Below are 25169 nucleotides of genomic sequence, written 5' to 3' on the forward strand. Positions count from 1 at the left end.
GCCGGGCACTTGAGCAGAATAGCGAAAGGTGCGTCAGACATTCCCTCGAAAAATTTTGAAAGTCTTTTTGTAGTGCTCTGCTCGACCACACCTTATGCAATGGCCTTAAATGGCGCAAAATCTATATCGATGGCGTTCAGCGCCAATAGGGAGAGCGAATGACAAAGGCCGAAGGCGGACGCCTCACCACCCATGTCCTTGATACTGCTACCGGAAAGCCTGCCGAAGGTCTGGCGATCTCGCTGTTTCGCATCGACGGCGACGCGCGCACGCTGCTGAAGAAGGTCACCACCAATTCCGACGGCCGCTGCGATGCGCCGGTTCTGGCCGGCGACGAGTTCGAGACAGGCGAGTACGAGCTGATCTTCGCAGCCGGCGATTATCTCCGCGGCCTGGGCATCGAGCTGCCGAAGCCGGCCTTCCTCGACATCGTGCCGATCCGCTTTGGCATGGCCGAGCGCACGCATTATCATGTGCCTCTGTTGATCTCACCCTTCGGTTATTCCACCTATAGGGGGAGCTGAACGATGGCGATGGTCAAGACACGCAACCACATCCGCTTCATCCTCAATGGCGAGGATGTGACGCTGGGCCATGTCGCGCCCGACGCCACGCTGCTCGATTATCTCCGGCTCCAGCGTACCCTGCGCGGCACCAAGGAAGGCTGTGCAGAAGGCGACTGCGGCGCCTGCACGGTGCTGGTCGGCCGGCTCTCCAGCGGCAAGCTGGTCTATGAAAGCGTCAACGCCTGCATCCGCTTCATGGGGTCGCTGGACGGTTGCCATGTCGTGACGGTCGAGCATCTAGGCACCAGCAACGGCCAACTGCACCCGGTGCAGCAGGCGATGGTCGATTTCCACGGCTCGCAATGCGGCTTCTGCACGCCGGGTTTCGTCATGTCGCTCTACGGCCTGTGGATGGAAACACCCGATCCATCCGACCAGGCGATCGAGAAGGCGCTGCAGGGAAATCTGTGCCGCTGCACCGGCTATGAGGCGATCATGCGCGCCGCACGCGCCATCTCCGACTATGGCAAGGTCGCCAAGGATCCGCTGCTGGTGGAACGCAAGGCGATCACCGCCCGGCTCGAAGCCTTCAGGGATGGCACCCGAGTCGAAGTCGGCGCGGGCAAGGAGCGCTTCGTTATCCCGGCCAGCGTCGACGATCTCGCCGCTGTGCTCGAAGCCGAGCCGACAGCGACCGTGGTTGCCGGCTCGACCGATGTCGGCCTGTGGGTCACCAAGCACATGCGCGCCATCTCACCCGCCGTGTTCATCGCCAATATCGATGGCTTGCACACCATGTCTGAGGACAAGGGCGTCATCTCGATCGGCGCCGGCGTCACCTACACCGAAGCGTTTGAGACGCTGTCGAAGCGCATTCCAGCGCTTGGGCCGCTGATCGACCGCATCGGTGGGCAGCAGGTACGCAACATGGGCACCATCGGCGGCAACATCGCCAACGGCTCGCCGATCGGCGACACGCCGCCGCCGCTGATCGCACTCGGCGCGACGCTCACGCTGCGCAAGGGCAATACCCGCAGGACCATTTCGCTGCAGGACTTCTTCATCGCCTATGGCAAGCAGGACCGTGCGCCGGGTGAATTCGTCGAGACCGTGCATGTGCCGGTGCCCGCCAAGGGCGAGCATTTTGCCGTCCACAAGATCACCAAGCGCCGCGACGAAGACATCACCGCTACGCTCGGCGCCTTCTGGTTGAAGCTTGCCAAGGACGGCAGCGTCGACCAGGTCCGCATCGCCTATGGCGGCATGGCGGCGACGCCGAAGCGTGCCGCAGCGGTCGAGGCAGCACTTGTCGGCCAGCCCTGGACGGAAAAAACGGTCGAGGCGGCGATGGCAAAATATGCCGAAGACTTCACGCCGCTGACCGACATGCGTGCCACATCAGAATACCGCGCGCTGGCGGCGAAGAACCTGCTGTTGCGTTTCTACATGGAAACGACCGGCACCAAGGCACCGCTGCAGGTGTCGAGATACGAGGCCGCGTGAGATGACCCAGCACACTCCGAACCTCAAGGCGCAGAAGATTACCGGCGGCGTCCACACCGACCAGCGCCATGATTCCGCGCACAAGCACGTTGCCGGCGAGGCGGTCTATATCGACGACATGCCCGAGCCGGCGGGTACGCTGCATGTCGGGCTTGGCCTGTCCAATGTTGCCCATGGCACCTTGAAGACCGTCGACCTGTCGGCGGTCCGCGCTGCACCTGGCGTCGTCGACGTTTTGACCTATGCCGACGTGCCAGGCGAAAACGACGTCTCGCCGAGCGGCATGCATGACGACCCCGTTCTTGCCCAGGGCAAGGTGCAGTTCCACGGCCAGCCGATCTTTGCCGTCATCGCCGAAACCCGCGAGCAGGCGCGCCGCGCCGCGCGGCTGGCCAAGATCGAATATGACGAACTGCCTGCGGTCATCAGCATCTGGGATCTCGATACCGAAAAAGACAAGCAGGTGACGACGCCGCTGACGCTCAAGCGCGGCGATGCGGCGGCAGCGATCGCTGCGGCGCCGCGCCGGATCAAGGGGCGGATGAAGCTCGGCGGCCAGGACCATTTCTATCTCGAAGGCCAGATTTCTTTGGCTGTGCCCGGCGAAGACGACGAGGTAACAGTCTATTGCTCGACGCAAGGGCCAAGCGAGACCCAGCACCTGGTTTCGCATGTGCTTGGCGTGCCGAGCCACGCGGTGACGGTGGAAGTGCGCCGCATGGGCGGCGGCTTCGGCGGCAAGGAAACCCAGGCCAACCAGTGCGCGGCGATTGCCGCGATCGCTGCCAAGAAGCACAAGCGCGCCGTCAAGGTCAGGCTCGACCGCGACGAAGACATGACCGCCACCGGCAAGCGCCACGACTTTGCCATCGACTACGAGGTCGGCTTCGACGACGAAGGCAACATCCTCGGCGTCGACTACATGTTCGCGCTCAATGCCGGCTTTTCGGCCGACCTGTCGGGGCCGGTCGGCGACCGGGCGCTGTTTCACTGCGACAACGCCTATTTCTATCCCAACGTCCATGCCCAGTCGGCGCCGCTTTACACCAACACCGTCTCCAACACGGCGTTCCGTGGCTTTGGCGGTCCGCAAGGCATGGTCGGCGCCGAACGGGTCATCGACGAGGTCGCCTTTGCCGTCGGCAAGGACTCGCTCGAAATCCGCAAGCTGAACTTCTACGACCAGATCGGCACGCCGGGCGAGCGCAACCTCACGCCCTATCACCAGAGGGTCGAGGACTGCATCATCCAGCGCATCGTTGCCGAACTCGAGGAAAGCGCCCAATACGCACGGCGCCGGCGCGAGATCGCGGCGTTCAACGCCAACAGCCGCTTCATCAAGCGCGGCCTGGCGCTGACGCCGGTCAAGTTCGGCATCTCTTTCACCAAGACAGAGTCCAACCAGGCCGGCGCACTGGTGCATGTCTATGCCGACGGTTCGGTGCATATGAACCATGGCGGCACCGAGATGGGCCAGGGCCTGCACCTCAAGGTGGCGCAGGTGGTGGCGGAGGAGTTCCAGATCGACCTCGAGCGGGTGAAGATCACTGCGACCACAACAGCAAAGGTACCGAACACCGCGCCGACCGCAGCCTCGTCCGGCGCCGACCTCAACGGCATGGCGGCGCAGGATGCGGCACGGCAGATCCGCAAGCGGCTGACCGACTTCGCCGCCGAGAAGTATCAGGTGCCGGCCGACCAAGTGGTCTTCCTGCCAAACCGCGTGCGCGTCGGCAACCAGGAGATTTCGTTCAACGATCTGGTCAAGCAGGCCTATCTCAACCGCATCCAGCTTTCGGCCGCCGGCCACTACAAGACACCGAAGATCCACTGGGACCGCAGCAAGGGCAGGGGCCACGCCTTCTACTACTATGCCTATGGCGCGGCCTGTGCAGAGGTTTCGGTCGACGTCTTGACAGGCGAATATGTCGTCGAGCGCGCCGACATCCTGCACGACACCGGCCGTTCGCTGAACCGGGCGATCGACATCGGCCAGGTCGAAGGGGGCTTCATCCAGGGCATGGGCTGGCTGACCACCGAAGAGCTGTGGTGGGACGGCAAGGGCCGGCTGCGCACACATGCGCCGTCGACCTACAAGATCCCACTCGCTTCCGACCGGCCCAAGATCTTCAACGTCGCGCTGACCGACTGGTCCGAGGCCTATGAGCCGACGATCCATCGCTCCAAGGCTGTGGGCGAGCCGCCGCTGCCGCATGGCATGGCAGTGCTGCACGCGCTGTCGGACGCGGTGGCAAGTGTTGCCGACCACAAGATCTGTCCGCGCCTCGACGCTCCGGCTACGCCGGAGCGCGTGCTGATGGCGATCGAACGCCTGCGGGCCGAGGCGGCCCTGGCAAAGTGAGCACGATCGCCAAGAGCCTCCGGGCCTTCCTCGATGCAGCGCCCGCCGTGGCGCTGGTCGAGGTGGCCGAGGCCAGGGGCTCGACGCCACGCGAGAAGGGCGCCTGGATGCTGGTGTCGCCGCAGCGCATCTTCGGCACCATCGGCGGCGGCCAGCTCGAATTCATGGCCATCGATACGGCACGCGCGATGCTGGCCGGTTCGTCCAAGCGCAGCACTGTGATGGAGCATGTCACCGGCGACCCTGTCCCGGCGCGCTATCTCGACCCTGCCAGGGATGCCAAGGACAGTCTCACCCTCGACATTCCGCTCGGGCCGGAGATCGGCCAATGCTGCGGTGGTCGAGTCGAGGTCGCCGTCAGGAACGTCGACGCGGCCATGCGCGCCGATCTTCTGGCCACAGCCGAAGCGTCCGACGCGGCACGTCCGCATGTCCATGTCTTCGGCGGCGGCCATGTCGGCCATGCGCTGGCATCGGCCTTTGCGCTCCTGCCGCTCAATGTCGTGGTCGTCGAGACCCGCACTGATGCGCTCGACGACATGCCCGACAACGTCGTCACGCGGCTGACGCCGATGCCCGAAGAGATGGTGCGCGAGGCGCCCGCCGGCACGGCCTTCGTCGTGCTGACCCACGACCACGCGCTCGATTTCCTGATCGTCGCCGAAGCGCTCAAGCGCGCCGACGCGGCCTATGTCGGCATGATCGGCTCCAAGACCAAGAAGGCGACGTTCAGGAGCTGGTTCCTCAAGACCGCCGGCGGCAGCGAGGCACAGTTCGCGCGGCTGATCTGCCCGATCGGCGGCGACGCGGTGAAGGACAAACGCCCAGCCGTCATCGCCGCGCTCGCCGCAGCCGAGATCATGACCGCGCTGGTTCTCAGGGCCTAGTGAACGGGGCCAAGTGAACAGGGCAAAGTGACCGGCGCGGCGACCCGAGGTCGGCCGGCGGCTATTCGCTTTCCTGGGTGTGGGCCTCGAGGAACCACAACGACTTGTCGAGCATGCGCGAATAGGCGGTGAAGATGTCGGCCGTGTCGGCGTCGCCCGCCTCTCCAGCCTCGTCGATCGCGGCGCGCACGCTTTTTGCGGCGTCGGCATAGCGGTCGATCAGGGCTGCGATGTGATCCTTGGTCTTTGAGATGTCGGTCGGGTAGGGCCTCAGTTTGCTTGCCTCGACGACGACCTGCGAGGTGCCGAGGGCAGCCCCGCCCAACTGGGCGACACGTTCGGCGACGGTGTCGATATGCCCGTCCAGGTCCTTGCGAAAGCCGTCCAGCATCTCGTGGATGGCGATGAAATGCGGGCCCTTGACGTTCCAGTGCGCCTGCTTGGTGATCAGCGCCAGGTCGATCGCCTCGGCAAGCCGTGTGTTCAGCAGTTCGATCGAAACCTTCTTGGCGTTGGACTTGAGATCATTGCGCGTCGGGTGGGAAATCATTGCCTGCTCCTTGATGACTGGTCGCGTCGCGAGGTGGCCGCCTGGCGACGCACGCAGGCTACAACAGCCTCATGACAGTTCGGTTCCGGGCCGGCCAAGAGCGTCTCCGCTTCTCTTCGAAGCGCGCAAACGCTCCATCTTCTTGTCTTGCGCAATTCAGGACGGAAAACCGCTGCACCGTTTTCCTGGAGTTGCGCGGGTCGAAAATCAACCTGCCACGGCGTTGCGGGCAACCACTTCGAGATAGGCCGCCTGCAGCTCCTGGCGCACCGGCAGCCGGTGCTGTGCTGCCTCCGACAGCGGCTCGCCGAGATGGTCGGTGCGCAGTTCCTCCATGAAACGCTGCCACATTTCGGGCCCGCCCTTTTCCAGCAGTTCGGCGCGGATGCTGAGCTCTTCGCTGACCGGCAGCCATTTGCGACCCCAGGCGGCGATCTGCGCGAAAACCGGCAGCAGCTCGATCGCCATTTCGGTCAGCGAGTAGATCGCCTTCTGCTTGTGGCTGGGGTCGTCAGCCTTGCTGATCAGCCCGTCCTCGAGCAGCCGCCGCAGCCTGTCGGCCAGGATGTTGGAGGCGATGCCTTCCTCGGACTGGGTCAGCAATTCGCGGAAGTGCCTGCGATTGCCGAACATCATGTCGCGCAGGACGATGAGGCTCCATTTGTCGCCTACCACCTCGAGGGTCAGGTTGATCGGACAGCCCGACCGATGCTGCTGGTTCATGCAAGTGTCTCCAAAAAACCAGTTGCAATGTAAAATCAGTCTGCCTATCGTACAACCAGTTAGTTTATGCAACCGGTTGTGAATGCCGACAATGGCGCGCGATGTAGAGAGACATGACCGCGACGTCAGCAGTTCAGGCCGGCTTCAGCATCGACCATTGTTACGCAGCGCCGCCCGCCGAGGTGTTTGCCGCTTTCTCCAGTGCCGAGCGCAAGCGCCGCTGGGTCGCCTAAGGCGAAGGCTGGGAGGTCGATGAATTCTCGCTCGATGTCCGCATTGGCGGATCGGAGCGCAGCCGTTTCCGCTTGCAGGGAGGTCCTGAGATTTCCAACGACACCACCTATCTCGACATCGTTGCCGACCGCCGCGTCGTTATCGCCTATGTCATGGCGCTTGCCGGCATCCGCTTTTCCGCCGCGCTCGCCACCATCGAGTTCACGGCCGAAGGCAATGGCACGCGACTGACCTATGTCGAGCAGGATTCGTTCCTCGACGGACAATACGGCTTGGCCGATCGCGAGGCCGGCTGCAGGAGCCGGCTCGAGACCCTGACCGGCGAAGTCGAGACGGTGGCGGTCGCCGCCTAGCGCGGTGCGCCTGAGATGGGAGAGATGCCAGACAAGGAGGCTGAGATGAGTATGTCTTCGGGATTGGATCGTCGTAGCTTGATGAAGGGATTTGCGCTGTCGGCGGCTCTTGCCGCGCCGACGGCGGCCAGTGCCCAGGTGGCGCCGGCACAACCGGCTTCGGCCGCCACAGCTGCAACAGGGAAGACGGCGATGAGTGTGCGAAATTTTGTACCGGAGCGGCTCGATCGGATGCGCAAGGTCATGGCCGGCCATGTCGAGCGCGGCGATGTACCTGGTCTCGTCTGGGCGGTCAGCCGCGGCGGCGAGATCCATGTCGAGGCAGCCGGCACGCTTGCGCTCAACGGCTCGGCGCCGATGCGGAGCGACAGCATCTTCCGTATCGCCTCGCTGACCAAGCCGGTCACCGCGACTGCTGCGATGATCCTGGTCGAGGAAAGCCGTCTCAGGCTCGACGATCCCGTCGACACATGGCTGCCCGAGCTTGCCGACCGCAAGGTGCTCAAGAGCCTCGATGCCAAGCTCACCGATACCGTTCCAGCCAACCGGCCTGTCACGCTGCGCGACTTGCTCACCCTGCGCTTCGGCGTCGGCGCGATCATGGTCTATCCATTCGCCTATCCGGTGCAGCATGCGATGGTCGAGGCTGGCATAGCACCCAGCGCCGACCTGTTCCGCGGCTCGCCCGACGCCTTCATGAAGGCCGTCGGCTATCTGCCGCTCGCACATCAGCCGGGCGAGGGCTGGCTCTACCACACCGGCCTCGACGTTGCAGGCGTGCTGGTCGCGCGCGCTGCCGGCCAACCGCTGTCCGCCTTCATGCAGGAGCGTATCTTCGGACCGCTTGGCATGAAGGATACCGGCTTCCACGTGCCGGCGGAGAAGGTCGACCGGCTCGCCACCGCTTACTCCTGGGATTTCCAGACCGGCAAGCTTGGCGTCTATGACGAGGCCAGGGGTGGATTGTTCGCCAGGCCCGCGACCTTCGAATCCGGCGGTGCCGGGCTCGTCTCGACAGCCGACGACTATCTCGCCTTCCAGAAGATGCTGCTTGGCAAGGGCGAACTCGGCGCCGAGCGCATCCTGTCGCGCGCCTCGGTCGAGCTGATGACCACCGACCAGCTTAGCGAAGAACAAAAGGCGAGTGCAGCGATGTTCTTCAACGGCAATTCGGGCTGGGGTCTCGGCATGTCGGTGGCGCTCAAGCGCGACAATCTCTTTACGACGCCTGGGCGCTTCGGCTGGGACGGCGGCTACGGCACCTCAGGATATGCCGATCCCGAAAACGACCTTGCCGGCGTGCTGCTGACCCAGCGGCTGATGGATTCGCCTGAGGCACCCAAGCACCATGTCGATTTCTGGACATCGGCCTACCAGGCCATCGCCGGGTGAGGCGCAAGCCTCACTTCCCCGCCAGCTTCACTTGCCGGCCAAAATATCCTTGATCAGCTTGTGGCAGCGCTCGGCCATGAAGTCGAGCAGCAGCCGGACCTTCGGGTCCTGCAGCTTCTTGTGCGGATAGACGGCGGCAAACTGCACCGGCGTCGGCGGCGTCTGCGGCAGGATGATGTGCAGCCGCTGGTCGCGGATGAAGGGCTCGACCTCGAAGCGTGGCTTGTTGATGATGCCGCGCCCGGCAAGCGCCCAGCCGGTCAGTACGTCGCCGTCGTCGGAATCGAAGGGACCGTGGACCTCGAACTTGGTCGGCCCGTTGGGCGTCTCCAACGTCCAGAAATATTCGCGCGATCCGGGATAACGCAGCATCAGGCAGTCATGCTTCTTGCCGATCAACTCGTTCGGGCTTTCAGGTTCGCCGCGCTTTTCGAGATATTTGGGCGCTGCGACCAGCACGCGCTCGCATTCCATGATGCCGCGCATCCTGAGGCTGGAATCCTCGATCACGCCGAGCCGGAAGGCGACGTCGAGACCTTCCTTGAGGATGTCGACATTGTGGTCCGAAAGCCTGAGCCTGACCTCTATGTCGGGATACTTGTCATGGAATTCGGGAATGCCCGAGGCGACCAGGCGACGGCCAAGGCCAAGCGGGGCGGTGACGCGGATGGTGCCGCGCGGCTGGCCGGAAAGTGCAGAGACCGCAGCCTCGGCCTCGGTGATCGCCTCCAGCACCTGCTTGGCGCCAGAATAGAACACGTTGCCGTGCTCGGTCGGCATCAGCTGGCGCGTCGTGCGGTTGAACAGGCGGACGCCGAGGTGCTTCTCCAACTCCTTGATGCGGTTGGAGGCAACCGCCGGCGAAATGCGCATATCCCGGCCCGCGGCGGAAAGATTGCCGAGTTCCACGACGCGGACGAAGACAGCGATGTTATCGAGATATGCCATGCGAGACCGATGGTTCCATAGCCGGCTTGTGCCGTGCAGCGCTACGCTAGTATTTTCCAGATTTTTTTGAAAGTCATCGCGAATCCTTCCACTTCCCCAATGCATCGGGCATCGTAAGATCGGCACGCTGCGAAAAAGGGACGGCGGATGTACGACTTGGCGTTTTTCATGGACTGGGCGAGCTTCGCCGTGCGGTGGCTGCATGTCATCACCGCCATGGCCTGGATCGGCTCATCGTTCTACTTCATCGCCCTCGACCTCGGGCTGAGGAAGCACGATAATCTGCCGGTCGGCGCGCATGGCGAGGAATGGCAGGTCCATGGCGGCGGCTTCTACCACATCCAGAAATATCTGGTGGCGCCGGCCCAGATGCCGGAGCACCTTACCTGGTTCAAGTGGGAATCCTATGCCACCTGGCTTTCCGGCTTCACGCTGCTCTGCCTGGTCTATTACGGCGGCGCCGAGCTGTTCCTTGTCGACCGCAACGTGCTCGACGTATCGGCGCCTGTCGCCATCGCCATCTCACTCGCCTCGATCGGCCTCGGCTGGATCGTCTACGACCTGCTCTGCAAGTCGAAGCTCGGCGACCACGACACGCTTCTGATGATCATCCTCTACGTCGTCGTCGTCTTCATGAGCTGGGGCTATACGCAGCTGTTCACCGGCCGCGCCGCCTTCCTGCATCTCGGCGCCTTTACCGCGACGATCATGTCGGCCAACGTCTTCATGGTCATCATTCCCAACCAGAAGATCGTCGTCGCCGACCTCATCGCCGGCCGCAAGCCCGACCCGAAATATGGCAAGATCGCCAAGACCCGCTCGACGCACAACAACTACCTGACCCTGCCGGTCGTGTTCCTGATGCTGTCGAACCACTATCCGCTGGCCTTCGGCACCGAGTTCAACTGGATCATCGCCGCGCTGATCTTCATCATCGGTGTGCTGATCCGTCACTACTTCAACACTCTGCACAAGCGCGAAGGCAATCCGCACTGGACCTGGCTCGCCGCCGCCCTGCTGTTCGTCGTCATCATGTGGCTGTCGACGGTGCCAAAGGTGCTGACCGGCGAGGACAAGAACGCGTCCGTCACCACCGAGCCCTACATCGCGGCCGCGCAGTTCCCAAAGGTTCGCGATACCGTGCTCGGCCGCTGCGCCATGTGCCATGCCAACGAGCCGTCCTACGAAGGCGTCTACCATGCGCCCAAGGGCGTGGTGCTGGAGACCGACAACGCGATCGCCCTGCATGCGCGCGAAATCTACCTGCAGGCCGGTCGCAGCCATGCCATGCCACCGGCCAACGTGACCCAGATCACGCCCGAGGAGCGGGCGTTGCTGGTTGCCTGGTACGAACAGGCGCGCAAGTAGCGCCTGAGACATATGGATTGAAAGTTCGGGGGCGCGCTCGTCGCGCCCAATTCGACGCGCGGCGATACGGGCCGCGATTTCGCCACGCCAGAAAGCCTGTAGAGTTCGATCATGATCACCACACTTCTTCGCGGCCGTACCTTGTCCTTCCTGCGCTGGCCCGACAGCGCTGACGACCATGCGTCCTATGCCTATGAGGAAGACGGTGCCGTGCTGATGCGCGACGGCAGGATCGCAGCCGTAGGCGCCTTTTCAGAGGTTGCGGCCCAGGCCGGCGACGCCAAGGTCGTCGACCATCGCCCGCATCTGATCCTGCCCGGTTTCATCGACGCCCATGTTCACATCCCGCAGATGCAGATCATCGCCTCCTATGGCGCCGAGCTGCTGGAATGGCTGAACAAATACACCTTCCCCGAGGAAACGCGCTTCATCGACGCCCAGCATGGCCGCCGCATCGCGCGCCTGTTCCTCGATGAGATGGTGCGCCATGGCACGACGACCGTTGCGGCCTACTGCTCGGTGCACAAGCAGTCGGCCGAAGCCTTCTTCGCCGAATCGCACGAGCGCAACATGCTCAACATCGCCGGCAAGGTGATGATGGACCGCAATGCGCCCGATGGTGTGCTCGACACGCCGCAGGCGAGCTATGACGACACCAAGGCGCTGATCACGGAATGGCATGGCAAGGGCCGTCAGCATTATGCCATTACCCCGCGCTTCGCCATCACATCGACGCCCGAGCAGATGGCGATGGCCGGCCAGCTGGCGCGCGAGCACCCCGACCTGCATATCCAGACGCATCTGTCGGAAAACCACGCCGAGATCGCCTTCACCCAGGAACTCTATCCCTGGTCTCGCGACTATACCGATGTCTACGAACACTACGGCCTGCTCGGCAAGCGCACGCTGCTTGGCCACTGCATCCACCTCGGCGAGCGCGAATCCGACGCGATCTCCGAGCATGGCTCGATCGCCGTGTTCTGCCCGACCTCCAACCTGTTCCTTGGTTCGGGCCTGTTCGATTACCAGCGTTACCGGAAGCGCGACAAGCCGCTCAGGATCGCCACCGCCACCGACGTCGGCGGGGGCACCAACTATTCGATGCTGCGCACCATGGACGAGGCCTACAAGGTCATCGCCCTCAATGGCGAGAAGCTCAACCCGCTCGCCTCCTACTGGCAGCTGACGCGCGGCAATGCCGAGTCGCTGTCGATCGCAGACAAGGTCGGCACGCTCGACGTCGGCACCGATGCCGACATCGTGGTGCTCAATGCCCGCGCCACGCCTGGCATGCGGCTCCGGATGGAGCGCACCGGCACGCTGGCCGAGGAGCTGTTCCTGCTCCAGACGCTCGGTGATGACCGTGCCGTGGTGGAAGTTTATGTCGCGGGCAAAGCCGCAAAGTCGACAATGGATCAGGCCGCCTGACCTTGCGTCATTCGCCCGCGTCTGCCATGTGAGCCGTGTCTGACGGAGGAACGGACGATGGCAGCAGCCGAGGACCTGAAAAAGCTCGCCGAACAGGAAGACCGACTGGTCTTCGACCGCTTCGATGAGGCGGTTGCCTTCGACATCGGCACGGCCATCCGCGCCCGTGGGGTGACCGAGAAATTTCCCATCATCGTCGACATCCGCCTGTGGGATCGGGCGCTGTTCTACTGCGCGCTGCCAGGCTCGACGGTCCACAACACCGAATGGGCGCGGCGCAAGATCAACGTCGTCAGGACCTTCCACCGCAGCAGCTACCGCATGGTGCTGCACAAGGCACGGACCGACCGCACATTCGCTGTCGGCGATGCCTTGCCGATCGACGACTATGTATTGGCCGGCGGCGGATTCCCGATCCGCGTCAAGGGCGTCGGCGTCGTCGGCGCCATTGCCGTTTCAGGCCTGCCGGAGAGGCAGGATCATGAGGTGGTGGTCGCGGCGATCTGCGAGCACCTGGGCATTCCCAGCCACGACCTCGCCTTGCCCCCCGTTGCGAACAGCTGAGAGAGTTTGAACGTCCCGATGGCCATGACCGACCCGAAGCATTTTCTGACCAGCGTTTTCGAAGCCACCGTGGCTGCTGCCGACCCCGAGCTCACCATCCGCCGCCATCTGCCGGAAAAGCCCAAGGGTCGCACCATCGTCATCGGCGCAGGCAAAGGCTCGGCGCAGATGGCAGCTGCCTTCGAAAAAGCCTGGGACGGGCCACTGGAGGGCGTGGTCGTCACCCGCTATGGCTTTGCCGCCCCTTGCGATCGCATCAGGATCGTCGAGGCTTCGCACCCGGTGCCCGACGCCAACGGCCTCGAGGCGGGAAAGCTTCTGCTGGAGACGGTTGCTGGCCTGAGCGAGGACGATCTTGTCGTGGCGCTGGTTTCCGGCGGCGGCTCGGCTCTGCTGCCGTCGCCTGCCGGCAATCTGACGCTGGCCGACGAGATCGCCGTCAACGAGGCGCTGCTTGCCTCCGGCGCGCCGATCTCGGCGATGAACACCATCCGCAAGCACATCTCAGGCATCAAAGGCGGCCGGCTCGCCGCTGCCGCATGGCCGGCGCGTGTCGTTTCGCTGGTCGTGTCGGACATTCCCGGCGACAACCCGGCGCTGGTCGCTTCGGGTCCGACAGTGCCCGATGCGGCTTCGCGCGCCGACGCCTTGCGCCTGATCGAGACCTATCGCATCGCGCTGCCCGCCAATGTCATGGCCCATATCAACTCGGCAGCCGCCGACGCGCCGCAGCCGACCGACCCGCGCTTTGCCCGCAACAAGGTGCATGTCATCGCCTCTGCCGCCGTATCGCTCGATGCCGCCGCTGAAGCGGCGCGCAAGCAGGGCGTCGAGACAGTGATCCTCTCCGACGCCATCGAAGGTGAGGCACGCGAGGTCGGTGGTGTGCATGCGGCCATCGCCCGCGAGGTCGCGACCCGCAACCGGCCGTTCAACAAGCCGGTTCTGATACTGTCCGGCGGCGAAACCACCGTCACGCTGCGCGCCAAACCTGGTGAAAAAGGGGGGAAAGGCGGCCGCAACAGCGAGTTCCTGCTCGCCTTCGCCATTGGCATCGACGGCGTCTCAGGCATCGATGCACTTGCCGCCGACACCGACGGCATCGACGGCTCCGAGGACAATGCCGGCGCCTTTGCGGACGGCTCGACGGTTTCGCGCATGCATGCCGCCGGCGTCGACGCCAAGGCGATGCTCGCCGGCAACAATGCCTGGACGGCGTTCCATTCGGTGGGTGATCTTTTCGTGCCCGGGCCGACCGGCACGAACGTGAATGATCTCAGGGCGATCTTGGTCCGCTAGGCAGCCATCATCGCGCGCACGGTCCTGATATCGGCGGCAAAGCGGGCGCGCTCGGCTGCCGCCTCCTGTGGGTCACGGATGCGCAGGATGTAGGACGGATGGATCGTCAGGAACACGGCGAGACCGTCGTCGCGTTTGATGATATCGCCACGCTGCCTGGTGATGGCAACCGGGGCGTTCAGCAACGACTGAGCAGCGGTCGCGCCGAGGGCCACCACCAGCCTCGGCTTCAACAGCTTGAGTTCCTGCGCCAGCCACCAACGGCAGGCCTGCACCTCGCCGGCATTGGGCTTGCTGTGGATGCGGCGTTTGCCGCGCGGCTCGAACTTGAAGTGTTTGACGGCATTGGTGACGTAGACCGCGGTGCGGTCGATGCCAGCCTCGTCGAGCACCGCGTCGAAGATCTTGCCTGCAGGGCCGACGAAAGGCCTGCCCTGCAGATCCTCCTGGTCGCCGGGCTGCTCGCCGACGAACATCAGTTCGGCCGTGTCGGGGCCTTCGCCGAAGACGGTCTGCGTCGCCTCGCTCCACAGCGGGCAGCGCCGGCACTGGCTCGCCTGCCGGCGCAAGGCGTCGATGGATTGCGCTTCAGTCACTGCCTGTTGTTCCGCAGCCGGCCAGTGCCTGGCCTGAATCGCCTGGTGATGCGGCGCGGGCATGGTCGGCATCCTTGCGATCATCTCGCGGGCGGCTTGGTCGGCACCTGATATCAGTCCCGGAATGAGTGAAGCCTCGGGAAGGTTCCGCCAATATTTCTTGGGCATCTCCGATTGCATTGCCTTCACCTTGAGGCGGGCCGGATTGAAGATGCTGGCGAAATAGGTCCGCCACATCTCCTCCGACTGGTCGGCGGCGGGCGCATCATCCTTCGACGCGCCGGGGCCGAGCACCAGTCTTTCGCGGTCCCATTCGGCCGAGCCGTGTGGCGTCAGGATCGCCCAATGCATGCCGGTGAAGCGACGCACGAAGAACGGTGCTGCCAATTCGAGGATGAAGTGGTCAGGCTCGAACCAGGCAACGAAGTGTTCGGCCTCGCCGTCGCCGATCTTTCGGAAGCGGACGAAGGCGTGCATCTTGTGCTCGTCGCGCCTGACCGAATTTTCCATCGCTTCGAAACGGCGCACGTCGGGGTCGGAAGCGATGCGGAGCAGATGCGGCTCGCTGCGCTGCCGCCACAGCAGCCGGTAGAGCAGGGCGAAGCGCTGGCTGTCGGAATGGCAGGCGACGATGGCGGCGCGGTCGATGAAGTCTCTCGAGACCCTGAATTCGACACCCGGGGTCGGCGCCGGCAGCTCGGTCGCTTCGCCGCCGACATGCCACTCGATGTCCTCGGGCTTCACCTCGTTTGTCGCCAGTCTTCGCGCGGCGTCGCGCCAGCCGTCGAAGTCGGTCGGGCCGGCGAGCTGCACGACATATGCGGCCAGCGACAAGGTGGGTTGGCATACCATCACAGCAGCTCGAGTTGTCGTGGCTTTGGCGCGATCGTCTCGCGCAGCCGTGCTGCGTCGGTCGTGGCACCCGGCGACCAACCATCGGCTATAATGAACGGGCGCACCCTGGCGATGGACTGGCACAGCCGGCCGACATCCTCGAGCCGCAGCCGCTTGAAGCGGCGGGTCTCGATGATGCGTTCCACGGCGCGCGTGCCGAAGCCCGGGATGCGCAGCAGCATCTCCTTGTCGGCGCGGTTGACGTCGAGGGGAAACGAGGCGCGATTGCGCAGCGCCCAGGCGAGCTTGGGGTCGATTTCCAAGTCGAGCATGCCGTCAGGCGTGCCGTCGAGGATCTCGCCCTGTTCAAAGCCGTAGAAACGCATCAGCCAGTCGGCCTGGTAGAGCCGGTGCTCGCGCATCAGCGGCGGCTTCTTCAGAGGCAGGGCAGAGGAGGCGTCGGGGATCGGGCTGAAGGCGGAGTAGTAGACGCGCCGCAACTGGTAGCTGCCGTAAAGGCGAGCGCTGGTCTTGAGGATGCCGGCATCTGAAGTGGCGTCGGCGCCGACGATCATCTGCGTCGACTGCCCGCCGGGAGCAAAGCGTTCACGCGTTTTCGTCCTCAATGTCGGCTCCGCCTTCTCCTCGATCTTCGAGCGCAACTTTGCCATCGAGACGCGGATCGTCTCCGGTCGCTTCTCCGGCGCCAGTCGTTTCACCCCCTCATCGGTCGGCAGTTCGACATTGATCGACAGGCGGTCGGCATAGAGGCCGGCCTTTTCGACCAACTCGGCCGAGGCTTCCGGGATCGTCTTGAGATGGATGTAGCCGCCGAACTTTTCGTCGAGCCTCAGCCGCCTGGCCACCTCCACCATCTCGGTCATGGTCTCGTCGGGCGAACGGATGACGCCGGAAGACAGGAACAATCCCTCGATGTAGTTGCGCTTGTAGAAATCCATGGTCAACCGCACCACCTCGTCGACCGTGAAGCGGGCGCGGCGGACATTGGAGGAGGAGCGGTTGATGCAGTAGCTGCAGTCGTAGATGCAGAAATTGGTCAGCAGGATCTTGAGCAGCGAAATGCAGCGGCCGTCGGGCGCGTAAGAGTGGCAGATGCCCATGCCCTCGGTCGAACCGATGCCGCGCGACTTAAGCGAGTCGCGGCCGCCGGCACCCGAAGAGGCGCAGGAGGCGTCATATTTCGCGGCGTCGGAAAGGATCGCGAGTTTCTCGGGGGTCGAAAGAACTGTCATTAGTTCATGATATGTTCTTTTGGCTGCCAAGGCCAGAGGGTTCGCTATGATGCGGCAAATTGTGAACGACGTGTCGGCGAATGGATGGCGGTATTAGCCGCCATCCCGGGGATCACACCTCGTGCAGATAAAGGTGGTAGTCGAGCTCGCTCACCGTGCGGGCGACGCGCAGGTATTCGCTTTCCTTGATCGCCGTAAACGTGCGGTGCAGGTCGTGGCCCAGCGCCTCGCGCAGGAATTCCGACGCTTTCGCCGCCTCGATCGCCGATCGCCAGTCCGGCGGCATCACGCTTTCGGTGCCTTCGGCCTGTTCGTAACCGTTGCCTGATGTCTCAGGACCGGGGTCCAGCTGTTCCTCCAGCCCCTTCGAGATGCCGGCGAGGATGGTCGCCGCGACGAGGTAGGGGTTGGCGTCGACGCCAGAGGGACGGTGCTCGATGCGGCGGTTCTTGGCGTCGCCCGCCGGCACGCGCAGCGCCACCGAGCGGTTGTTGACGCCCCAGGTCGGGGCCACCGGAGCGTAGGACTGGGAGACGAAGCGACGCCAGGAGTTGGCATGCGGCGCAAACACCAGCATCGATTCCGCCATCGTCTCGGCCAGGCCGCCGAGCGCGTGTAGCAGATTGGGCTCCCAGGTGCCTTCTTCGGCTTCGGTGAAGACGTTGTTGCCGTCGCTGTCGAGCAACGAGACGTGAAAATGCATGCCCGAGCCGGCATATTTCTCGATCGGCTTGGCCATGAAGCAGGCGGTGACACCGTGGCGGCGGGCCTGGGCACGCACCAGCCGCTTCAGCATCAGCAGGTCGTCGGCGGCCTGCATGACGTCCTTACGGTAGCGCAAAGTGAGTTCGTACTGGCCCGGCGCATATTCCGAGATCACCGTCTCGGCGGGAATGCCTTGTGCCTTGGCGGCGGCATAGATGTCGGAGAACAGCGGTTCCATGCCGTGCAGGTGGTCGACCGAATAGACTTCTGTCTTGCCGGACGCGCGGCCGTCGAGCACGGCACGGGCCGGTTGGACCTTGCCGTCGCCGTCGCGCTCGTTGGCGAGCAGGAAAAATTCGAGCTCGAAGGCGCCGGCGGGGTAGAGGCCCTTTTCGGCCAGCCTGTCGACCTGCCGCTTCAGCGCCAGCCGAGGGTCCGAGGTCATCGGCGCGCCGTCGAGATGGAACATCGACATCAGCACCTGGCCGCGGGCCGGGCTTGTGCCGTGCAAAGACTTCAGCGTGCCAGGGATCGGCCAGGCGCGCATGTCGCCGTCGCCAGAGTCCCAGATCAGGCCGGTTTCGTGGACGTCCTCGCCTGTGATGTCCAGGCCGAGGATGGAAATGGGCAGGTGGCGCCCGCCTTCGTAGAGCCCCATCAACTCATGGCGGCGGATGATCTTGCCGCGGCCAACGCCATTGGCGTCGGTCAAGACGATGTCGAAGGCTTCGATATCAGGGTTCGCGTCGAGAAACGCTCTGGCCTCGTCGACGGTCGAGCCGGAAGGTGATGTCATGATGTCACTCGATTGTCCTTGTGCCTTGTCTCATGCCGCAAGACGGGCGGCAATATCGTCGAAAGCAGCGACCAGCTTGTCGACCTGCCGCGCTGTCGTCACCGGCGAGACCAGCATCATGTTGTGGAACGGCGCGATCAGCACACCGCGATTGACCAGCGCCACATGCATGGCAGCCTCCAGCCGGGAGGCATGCGCATGCTCGGCCTCGCCGCCATTGCGCAGCGGGCCGGGCGCGCAGATGAATTCGGCACGGGCGCCGACGCGCATCACGTGCCAGGGCAGTTTCCGTTTTCGGATCGCCTTGTCGAGGCCGGTTGCGAGCCGTTCGGCCAGCTTCTCCATGTGGGCGTAGTTTTCTTCGGTCATCACCTCTTCGAGCGTGGCACGCATCGCTGCGAACTGGAGGGGATTGGCCGACAGAGTCGTGCCCATGCCGGAATAGCCCGGTTCCTTGGCGCTGTTGTAGGCGGCGTAGCGGGCGGCGACCTCCTCGCTCATACCCCAGACACTGGCCGGCACGCCGCCGGCGACAGGCTTGCCGAGCACGAACAGGTCGGGGTCGAGATTGTGCTCCTTGGTGTAGCCGCCCGGGCCGGTCGAGATGGTATGGGTCTCGTCGATCAAAAGCAGCGTGCCGGCCTTACGGGTTAGCGCGCGCACGCCTTCGAGAAAGCCGGGTTCCGGCAGCACCATGCAGGAGTTGGTCAGCACCGGCTCCGTGATGACGCAGGCGACATCGCCATGGCTCAGTGCCTTTTCCAGTGCTGCAAGATCGTTGAATTCGACGATGCGCGCGCGGGCGGTGAGGTCACGGAATTCCCCTGCCAGCCCGGGGCGGTTGATCGGCTTGCCGTCGGCGAGCCGCACCATCGTCTCGTCGACCGCACCGTGGTAGCAGCCGTTGAAGACGAGAATCTTGTCGCGGCCGGTGATGGCCCGCGCGACGCGCAGGGCAAAGCGGTTGGCGTCGGTGGCGGTGGTGGCGATCTGCCAATGTGGCAGGCCGAAGCGTTTTGCCAGCAACAGGCCGAGAGTGAGCGAATCTTCCGACGGCAGCATGTAGGTCAGGCCGCGGGCTGCCTGTCTGCGGATGGCGCGGGCGACAGGCGCCGGCGAATGGCCGAACATCGAGCCGGTGTCGCCGAGGCAAAAGTCGGCCAGCCTGATGCCGTCGACATCGGTGATGGTGGCGCCGTTCGCCTTGTCGACAAGAATGGGAAAGGGCGTCGGCCAGTCTTTCATCCAGTGCATCGGAACGCCGTTGAAGAACCCTGCCAGGCCGTTGCCCAACGCGGCCTCCGATTTGGGCCGGGCGCGGCGGAAGATTTCCGCCTCCGTCGCTGCAAGCTCTGCGATGCGCGACAGCGGCACGCCGCCTTCGGTGGCTTCAGGTCGTTCGATGCGATTCATCATGGCTCCCATTGGAAAGACGGGCGCCACTCTAGCCAGCCGCCACTGCAAACGGCAACTGGCCGTTGCAACGGTCTCTATTGGCTCAGCGCGGCCGTCTTGACCCGGCCGTCGCAATGGCGATCATCAGACTGTGCTTTGGGGGGAGATGCCGATGCGTGCTATCATGACCGCCATGTCGATCCTGCTTGCCGCGGGCCCGGCCGGTGCCTCTGGCGGGCTCTCATGCGGTGCCAAGGATGAGGCGGTGAACCTGACCATCGAGAGTGGCGTCACTCGTGGCATGGGCAGCCCGGTGTTCAATTTCCGCGGCGAGATCGAGATTTCGGAAAAGGCGATCTCGCAGGATCTGCGCAAGATGAGCTTCGAACGCGACCATCTCGCGCAATACTGGCTCGACGGCGAGGAGTTGCGCATGGTCGTGTATCGCGAGCGCGAAGCCGACAAGCCGCATGGCTATGTCGAGATCACGGTAAGAACCAAGTCCGGCGACGAGGGCGACTATATCGGCCAGTATTCGGTCACCGTGTTCGACATGACTGACGCCACCGGCGGCGAAGGCAAGACCTACAATTTCACCGGCCGGGCCACCTGCCTGGTGGAATAGTCGAGCCGGATAGGTCGACGCTGGTTTCGCTCTTCGCGCAGACTGGTGGTCAATCTTTATGCATGGCAGCAATGGCGCGCCGCATCAGCGCCAGAAAGGTGTCCCGTTCCTCTTCCGAAAAGCCTGCCAGCGCCGCCTCGTTCTGGGCGCGGGCGGCGGTGGTCGCCGGGTCGCGAAGCGCTTTTGCTCTCGGCGTCAGGTGGATGGCCTGCGAGCGTCCGTCGTCCGGGTTGGCGCGCCGCTCGATCAGGCCGTCGCGCTCCATCCTTGTCAGCGTGTTGGCCATCGTTGCCTGTTCGACGTCGAGGCGCCGCACCAGCTCGCGCTGGGGTAGCCCATCCTCGTCCCACAAGGCCAGCAGCGTCATGAACTGTGCCGGTGCCAGATCGAGTGGACGAATGCGCTCGTGCAGGCCCTTGGCGAAGAGGCGTGCCATCTGGTTGGCAAGGTATCCGGCGGAGCGTTCTTTCTGAAAAGCCATGACAGGGAAATAGCCGTTGAATAGCATGCTATGCAATGATATATAGCTTGCTATGCAAAATGGAGGTTCGACAATGAAAGTGAAGCTTCATGCCGTGGCCGGCGGGGTTGCCTTGCTCACGGTCAGCTGTTTCTGGATTTCCACGGTTGCAGCCGAACTCACCGGCAGCGCCGAAATCATCGCCACGGTGAAGGCCTCGGTTCTCGCCGGCATGGCGGTGCTTGTCCCGGCGATGATCATTGCCGGGGGCACGGGATTCTCGCTCGGCAAGGGCTGGAAGCGCCCTGTCGTCCAACACAAGAAGCGCCGCATGCGCGTCATCGCCGCCAACGGCCTGCTGGTGCTGCTGCCGTCTGCCTATCTGCTGGCCGGCTGGGCGGCGGAAGGCCGTTTCGACGCGGTGTTCATCATCGTGCAGACGCTGGAGTTGGCGGCCGGGGCCGTCAATATTGCGCTTCTGTCGCTCAATATGCGTGACGGCCTGGCGCTTCGGCGCAAACCGGCGAGGGCTGTTCGCGCCGGCTGAGTTTGAGCGGGATCGCATCATTCCAGGGGAAAACCGCGTTCACGTCTCTCCCTGGAATTGTGCTAGCCGGTGATGTCGATGACGCCGCAATCGCCGGCGGCGCTGCCAAAGGCGAGACGACGTTCTTCCTTGTCCCAGGCCATCGAGGTGATGGCGCCTTTGCCGGGGCGGCGCAGCAGCACTTCCTTGGCGTCGGCAAAACGCACCGCCAGCACCATGCCGTCTTCATAGCCAATGGCGACGATGTCTTCGCTTGGATGGCAGGCAACCGAGGTCACCATGGTGTTGCCGCGGGTGCCGAGTTCCAGCGGCGCCTTGCCCATCGGGCCGTCCTTGCCTGTGAAGGGCCAGACGATCGCTGCCGGCGCGCCGGAGCTTGCCAGCCATTTGCCCTTGGCGCTCCACGACAGGCTCTTCACCTTGGCCGGATACCCGGTCATACGCATGTGCTTGGCATCGACGAGCTTCCAGCCATGCAGAGCGTTCTCCTGCATGGTCGTGACCAGGAAGGCGCCGTCGGGCGAGAATGTGATTCCGGTATGCGCCCCGTCCCATTGCAGCTCGGTCGGGGTGCCGTCGGCGGCGGGGAAATGCAGTGTCGCGCCATTGTAACGGGCAACGCCGATGCGCATGCCCTTGGGTGAAAAAGCTATGCCTTCGACCGAGCGGGGGTGGGGGAATTCCTTGGTCTTGCCGTCGGCGAAACGCACCCAGGCATTGCGACCGCTGGCGTAAGCCACGGCGCCTTGCGGGCCGGCAGCGACAGAGGTCACCCATTTCTTGCCGACGCTCGCCAGCTCAGCCGTGACGCCGGCCGAGGTCAGTGTCATTACCTTGCCGTCCTCGCCGCCCGAGATCATCAGGTCGTTCTTGGTCGTCGTCGTCGCCGACAGCAGCCCGTCATGCAGCTTCACCGACTTCTGGCCGTGATCGAGCCAGTGCACCATGCCGTCGGCAAGGGCGAAGAAGGGGATGTCGTCGAGGAAGCTTGCTGTGACGCAATGTCCGTCGAGATCAAGCGGGGCGACTGTCGGCATGGGCTGTAAGACTTCCGGTGCTGATTTGTCCTCACCCCTAAGGACAGGGTGAGCAAGCGTCAACTTCGACGCTGGGTCGATGCTGGCGCTCGACTCGCATCTGGGGCGAGGCAAGCGACCGGCCCCCGACAGATCGAGGGCCGTTGTTGTCCGATGGCTAGGCTGCCTGGCAAGCCTCGAAGCTGCGCTTCAGGCGCTCGGCGTCGAGCTCGCGGCCGATAAACACCAGCCGGCTCTCATGCTTCTCGTCGTCCTTCCAGGCACGCTGGTGGTCACCCTCGATGATCATGTGCACGCCCTGGATGACGTAGCGGTCCGGGTCGTCCTTGATCGCGATGATGCCCTTGAGGCGCAGGATGTTCGGCCCTTCCATCTGGGTGATCTTCTCGATCCAGGGGAAGAATTTCTTGGAATCCATCTCGCCGCCGCGCAGCGACACCGACTGCACCGTCACGTCATGGATCGGCGACACCGCGCCATGCTCGTGGTGGTCGTGATCATGATGGTCATGATCGTGGTGGTGATGATGGTGGTCGTGGTCGCAGTTCGGGCCGCAATCATGATCGTGGTCGTGGTCATGATCATGGGCGTCGAGGAAATGCGGGTCGTCGGCGAGCACGCGCTTCAGGTCGAAAGCGCCGCGGTCGAGCACCTGGTCGAGCGCCACGCCGGCGCGGGTGGTGCGGTGGATCTTCGCCGATGGGTTGATGGCGCGGATGGCGGCTTCGACGTCGCGCAGCTCGTCTGCTGTCACCAGGTCGGTCTTGTTGAGCACGACGACGTCGGCGAAGGCGATCTGATCCTCGGCTTCGCGACTGTCTTTCAGGCGCAGCGGCAGGTGCTTGGCATCGACGAGGGCAACGACCGCGTCGAGCTTGGTCTTGGAGCGGACGTCGTCGTCCATGAAGAAGGTCTGTGCAACCGGCACCGGATCGGCAAGACCGGTTGTCTCGACGACGATGGCATCGAAACGGTCGGGCCGGCGCATCAGGCCTTCGACGACACGGATCAGGTCGCCGCGCACGGTGCAACAGACGCAGCCATTGTTCATCTCGTAGATTTCCTCGTCGGATTCCACGATCAGGTCGTTGTCGATGCCGATTTCGCCGAATTCATTGACGATGACCGCATATCGCTTGCCGTGGTTCTCCGACAGGATGCGGTTGAGCAGCGTCGTTTTGCCGGAACCGAGATAGCCGGTCAGCACGGTGACGGGGATTTGGGTCTGAGCTTCGGTCATGGTCGTCCTCGGGATCGGATAGAGGCATCCATATAGGATGCCGGCCAAGCTTTTGCACGTCTCAAACGGCATCATGGCGCCACCTTGCGTACATTACGGAAGTTTCATTGGGAGGACGACCGGCCTGCACCTAGATTGATGGCTAGGCAAGGGCTTGCCGACCCCATTTCGCGGAGACAGCCAGCGATGCACAAGGCATCCTTTCCCAGCAAACTCAACCGCCGCCGGGCGCTCGGCCTGATCGCGGTGACGGCCGGCGGCACAGCACTCGTACCGGTGCAACTGTTCGCGCAGCAGGCTCCGTCGCAATCGGCCTCGCTGCTTCTGCCGGAAGCCGGTGTCTGCTCGATCACGCCGGAGACCACCGAAGGCCCCTATTATTTCGACCCGGAGCTCGAGCGCAGCGAAATCACCGAGGGCCGCGAAGGCGTCGGCCTCACCGTGCGCCTGCAGATCGTGGACGAGGCGTGCAATCCGATTGAGGGCGCCCGCGTCGACCTCTGGCACTGCGATGCGAGCGGGCACTATTCGGGCTATCCCGGCCAGGGCGATGGCCGCGACGTCGACACCACGGGCCAGAAATTCCTGCGGGGGTGGCAGCGGGCCGACAAGGCCGGCGTCGCCACTTTCCAGACCATCTATCCTGGCTGGTATCGCGGGCGCACCACCCACATCCACTTCAAGGCGTTTCCGGAGGAGGGCAGGGCCATGAGCGGGCAGATGTTCTTTCCCGACGATCTCAGCGAGCGCATCTTCTCGACCAGGGCGCCTTACAACCAGCGGGACGGACGGCGCGACACGATGAACGCCGACGACGGCATCCTGCGCCGCGCCGGGTCGGGCGTGCAAAGTGCGGTGCGCGAAGCCGCCTCCACATATGAGGCACTGATGATCATTGCCGTGAAAAGGGCGGGATAATCTGAACTCTCAGGTCAGCGTGCGTTGACACTCTTGCACTCGTCGCTTCGATTGAGCGAATGAAAGCGAGCGCTACTTTGCTTCGATTTGTCACGCACTCGACACACGAACCCTTCGGGCATCGTAGCGGTCTGTTCAAGATCGCCTACGCTCTTCGAAGGGAGCTTCCGGCCGAAGCGCCATTTGCAGCGGATCTCGCGGAGCAGTTGTTGTGGTTCGAAGCCAACATGGCGGTCCCGACACGGTTTTCGACCTCACGTCATCCCGGGGCACAAGAGTCAGCGCTTTCCTGGGTCAAGGCCGGCGCGCACGAACACGTTCGGCGGTTGCGTTTGCTCGTCTCTCTTGTCGAGGCGGTTGGGCATCTCAAGATTGTCGAATTGCGGACAATGCGACCGGGCTATGTGTTTTTCGAAGACGATCATCAGGTGATCGCTCTGCCTTTCGCCGACACCCCTCGCTGAACATAATGTAATCCCGCATGTAATCCCGCGCGATTTCGCGCCACCACCTGTGTCCGCGGCGCGTATTCGTACTGGCAATTTGCCGACGAAGCATTCCTGTCATCGAACTGTAACATGCATCTGGCACAGAGCGCTCGTGCGGGTGGTCGGTTGCCGGCAAAACGAGCAGGCAACAATCTCTC

The 25169-nt window shown here is 63.8% G+C and carries 23 protein-coding genes and 1 pseudogene; 14 read left to right on the forward strand and 10 right to left on the reverse strand.

Annotated features, from left to right (window positions below; translation table 11 throughout):
• Positions 1-158: 158 nt before the first annotated feature.
• From uraH to xdhC, 4 genes are read left to right on the forward strand one after another with little or no spacing between them, the layout of a single operon-like run.
• Positions 159-524 (forward strand): hydroxyisourate hydrolase, encoded by a 366-nt coding sequence (gene uraH / locus DY201_RS08425; RefSeq protein WP_115730804.1) that lies wholly within the window; start codon positions 159-161, stop codon positions 522-524.
• A gap of 3 nt (positions 525-527) precedes the next feature.
• Positions 528-2009: a xanthine dehydrogenase small subunit gene (gene xdhA / locus DY201_RS08430; protein WP_115730805.1), complete on the forward strand. Its 1482-nt coding sequence runs from the start codon at positions 528-530 to the stop codon at positions 2007-2009.
• A 1-nt stretch (position 2010) separates the two neighbouring features.
• Positions 2011-4371, forward strand: coding sequence for a xanthine dehydrogenase molybdopterin binding subunit (gene xdhB / locus DY201_RS08435; RefSeq protein WP_115730806.1), 2361 nt, complete (start codon positions 2011-2013; stop codon positions 4369-4371).
• Entirely contained in the window at positions 4368-5258 is an 891-nt protein-coding gene (gene xdhC, locus DY201_RS08440) for a xanthine dehydrogenase accessory protein XdhC (RefSeq protein ID WP_115730807.1), read from the forward strand. The genes xdhB and xdhC overlap by 4 nt, the downstream gene beginning before the upstream one ends.
• A gap of 61 nt (positions 5259-5319) precedes the next feature.
• On the opposite strand, the gene dps is transcribed toward xdhC, so the two are convergent.
• A complete protein-coding gene (gene dps, locus DY201_RS08445) occupies positions 5320-5823 on the reverse strand; it encodes a DNA starvation/stationary phase protection protein Dps (RefSeq protein WP_115730808.1) in 504 nt (167 codons plus the stop codon).
• 192 nt (positions 5824-6015) lie between these two features.
• A complete protein-coding gene (locus tag DY201_RS08450; protein WP_115730809.1) occupies positions 6016-6531 on the reverse strand; it encodes a winged helix-turn-helix transcriptional regulator in 516 nt (171 codons plus the stop codon).
• Between the two features lie 254 nt (positions 6532-6785).
• On the opposite strand from DY201_RS08450, the pseudogene DY201_RS08455 reads away from it, so the two are divergent.
• A pseudogene (locus DY201_RS08455) lies at positions 6786-7118 on the forward strand (SRPBCC domain-containing protein); the annotation flags it as partial.
• An 81-nt stretch (positions 7119-7199) separates the two neighbouring features.
• A complete protein-coding gene (locus DY201_RS08460; protein WP_245432118.1) occupies positions 7200-8510 on the forward strand; it encodes a serine hydrolase domain-containing protein in 1311 nt (436 codons plus the stop codon).
• 27 nt (positions 8511-8537) lie between these two features.
• Here the strand turns inward: DY201_RS08460 and DY201_RS08465 are convergent, their stop codons facing one another.
• Positions 8538-9458 carry a LysR family transcriptional regulator gene (locus tag DY201_RS08465; protein ID WP_115730810.1) on the reverse strand — a complete coding sequence of 307 codons (921 nt, stop codon included), beginning with the start codon at positions 9456-9458 and terminating at the stop codon, positions 8538-8540.
• A gap of 147 nt (positions 9459-9605) precedes the next feature.
• On the opposite strand from DY201_RS08465, the gene DY201_RS08470 reads away from it, so the two are divergent.
• The 4 genes from DY201_RS08470 to DY201_RS08485 all read left to right on the forward strand — a co-directional run bounded on the left by DY201_RS08470 (position 9606) and on the right by DY201_RS08485 (position 14117).
• Entirely contained in the window at positions 9606-10826 is a 1221-nt protein-coding gene (locus DY201_RS08470) for a urate hydroxylase PuuD (RefSeq protein ID WP_115730811.1), read from the forward strand.
• 111 nt (positions 10827-10937) lie between these two features.
• Complete coding sequence (guaD, locus tag DY201_RS08475; RefSeq protein WP_115730812.1) at positions 10938-12254, forward strand: guanine deaminase; 1317 nt, start codon at positions 10938-10940, stop codon at positions 12252-12254.
• Positions 12255-12311: 57 nt separating this feature from the next.
• Positions 12312-12818: a heme-degrading domain-containing protein gene (locus tag DY201_RS08480; protein WP_115730813.1), complete on the forward strand. Its 507-nt coding sequence runs from the start codon at positions 12312-12314 to the stop codon at positions 12816-12818.
• 18 nt (positions 12819-12836) lie between these two features.
• Entirely contained in the window at positions 12837-14117 is a 1281-nt protein-coding gene (locus DY201_RS08485) for a glycerate kinase type-2 family protein (RefSeq protein WP_115730814.1), read from the forward strand.
• Here the strand turns inward: DY201_RS08485 and DY201_RS08490 are convergent.
• From DY201_RS08490 to DY201_RS08505, 4 genes are all read right to left on the reverse strand, one after another.
• The gene (locus DY201_RS08490) at positions 14114-15565 is read right to left on the reverse strand and encodes a UdgX family uracil-DNA binding protein (RefSeq protein ID WP_115730815.1); all 1452 of its coding nucleotides are present in this window, start codon (positions 15563-15565) and stop codon (positions 14114-14116) included. The two genes, DY201_RS08485 and DY201_RS08490, sit on opposite strands and share 4 nt — an antisense overlap.
• Positions 15565-16800, reverse strand: coding sequence for a putative DNA modification/repair radical SAM protein (locus tag DY201_RS08495; RefSeq protein ID WP_115730816.1), 1236 nt, complete (start codon positions 16798-16800; stop codon positions 15565-15567). Before DY201_RS08495 ends, DY201_RS08490 begins: the two co-directional genes overlap by 1 nt.
• A gap of 112 nt (positions 16801-16912) precedes the next feature.
• Complete coding sequence (locus DY201_RS08500; protein WP_115730817.1) at positions 16913-18301, reverse strand: glutamine synthetase family protein; 1389 nt, start codon at positions 18299-18301, stop codon at positions 16913-16915.
• Positions 18302-18331: 30 nt separating this feature from the next.
• Positions 18332-19717: an aspartate aminotransferase family protein gene (locus tag DY201_RS08505; RefSeq protein WP_425358718.1), complete on the reverse strand. Its 1386-nt coding sequence runs from the start codon at positions 19715-19717 to the stop codon at positions 18332-18334.
• A gap of 151 nt (positions 19718-19868) precedes the next feature.
• Here DY201_RS08505 and DY201_RS08510 point away from each other — a divergent pair, with 151 nt between their 5' ends.
• Positions 19869-20321 (forward strand): hypothetical protein, encoded by a 453-nt coding sequence (locus DY201_RS08510; protein WP_131922232.1) that lies wholly within the window; start codon positions 19869-19871, stop codon positions 20319-20321.
• A gap of 49 nt (positions 20322-20370) precedes the next feature.
• On the opposite strand, the gene DY201_RS08515 is transcribed toward DY201_RS08510, so the two are convergent.
• Positions 20371-20802 (reverse strand): MarR family winged helix-turn-helix transcriptional regulator, encoded by a 432-nt coding sequence (locus DY201_RS08515; RefSeq protein ID WP_115733676.1) that lies wholly within the window; start codon positions 20800-20802, stop codon positions 20371-20373.
• Between the two features lie 73 nt (positions 20803-20875).
• Here DY201_RS08515 and DY201_RS08520 point away from each other — a divergent pair, with 73 nt between their 5' ends.
• The gene (locus tag DY201_RS08520; RefSeq protein WP_115730820.1) at positions 20876-21328 is read left to right on the forward strand and encodes a hypothetical protein; all 453 of its coding nucleotides are present in this window, start codon (positions 20876-20878) and stop codon (positions 21326-21328) included.
• Between the two features lie 62 nt (positions 21329-21390).
• Here the strand turns inward: DY201_RS08520 and DY201_RS08525 are convergent, their stop codons facing one another.
• Together DY201_RS08525 and DY201_RS08530 are read right to left on the reverse strand one after the other, a co-directional pair.
• Complete coding sequence (locus tag DY201_RS08525) at positions 21391-22365, reverse strand: WD40 repeat domain-containing protein (protein WP_115730821.1); 975 nt, start codon at positions 22363-22365, stop codon at positions 21391-21393.
• Between the two features lie 157 nt (positions 22366-22522).
• Entirely contained in the window at positions 22523-23605 is a 1083-nt protein-coding gene (locus DY201_RS08530) for a CobW family GTP-binding protein (protein WP_115733677.1), read from the reverse strand.
• A 186-nt stretch (positions 23606-23791) separates the two neighbouring features.
• Between DY201_RS08530 and DY201_RS08535 the strand changes: the two genes are divergently transcribed.
• Together DY201_RS08535 and DY201_RS08540 are read left to right on the forward strand one after the other, a co-directional pair.
• On the forward strand, positions 23792-24523 hold the full coding sequence (locus tag DY201_RS08535) for an intradiol ring-cleavage dioxygenase (RefSeq protein WP_115730822.1): 732 nt from the start codon (positions 23792-23794) through the stop codon (positions 24521-24523).
• Positions 24524-24582: 59 nt separating this feature from the next.
• Positions 24583-24987, forward strand: coding sequence for a hypothetical protein (locus DY201_RS08540; protein ID WP_115730823.1), 405 nt, complete (start codon positions 24583-24585; stop codon positions 24985-24987).
• Positions 24988-25169 lie beyond the last annotated feature (182 nt).

Origin of the sequence: Aminobacter aminovorans (assembly GCF_900445235.1) — a bacterium.
Lineage (GTDB): Bacteria > Pseudomonadota > Alphaproteobacteria > Rhizobiales > Rhizobiaceae > Aminobacter > Aminobacter aminovorans.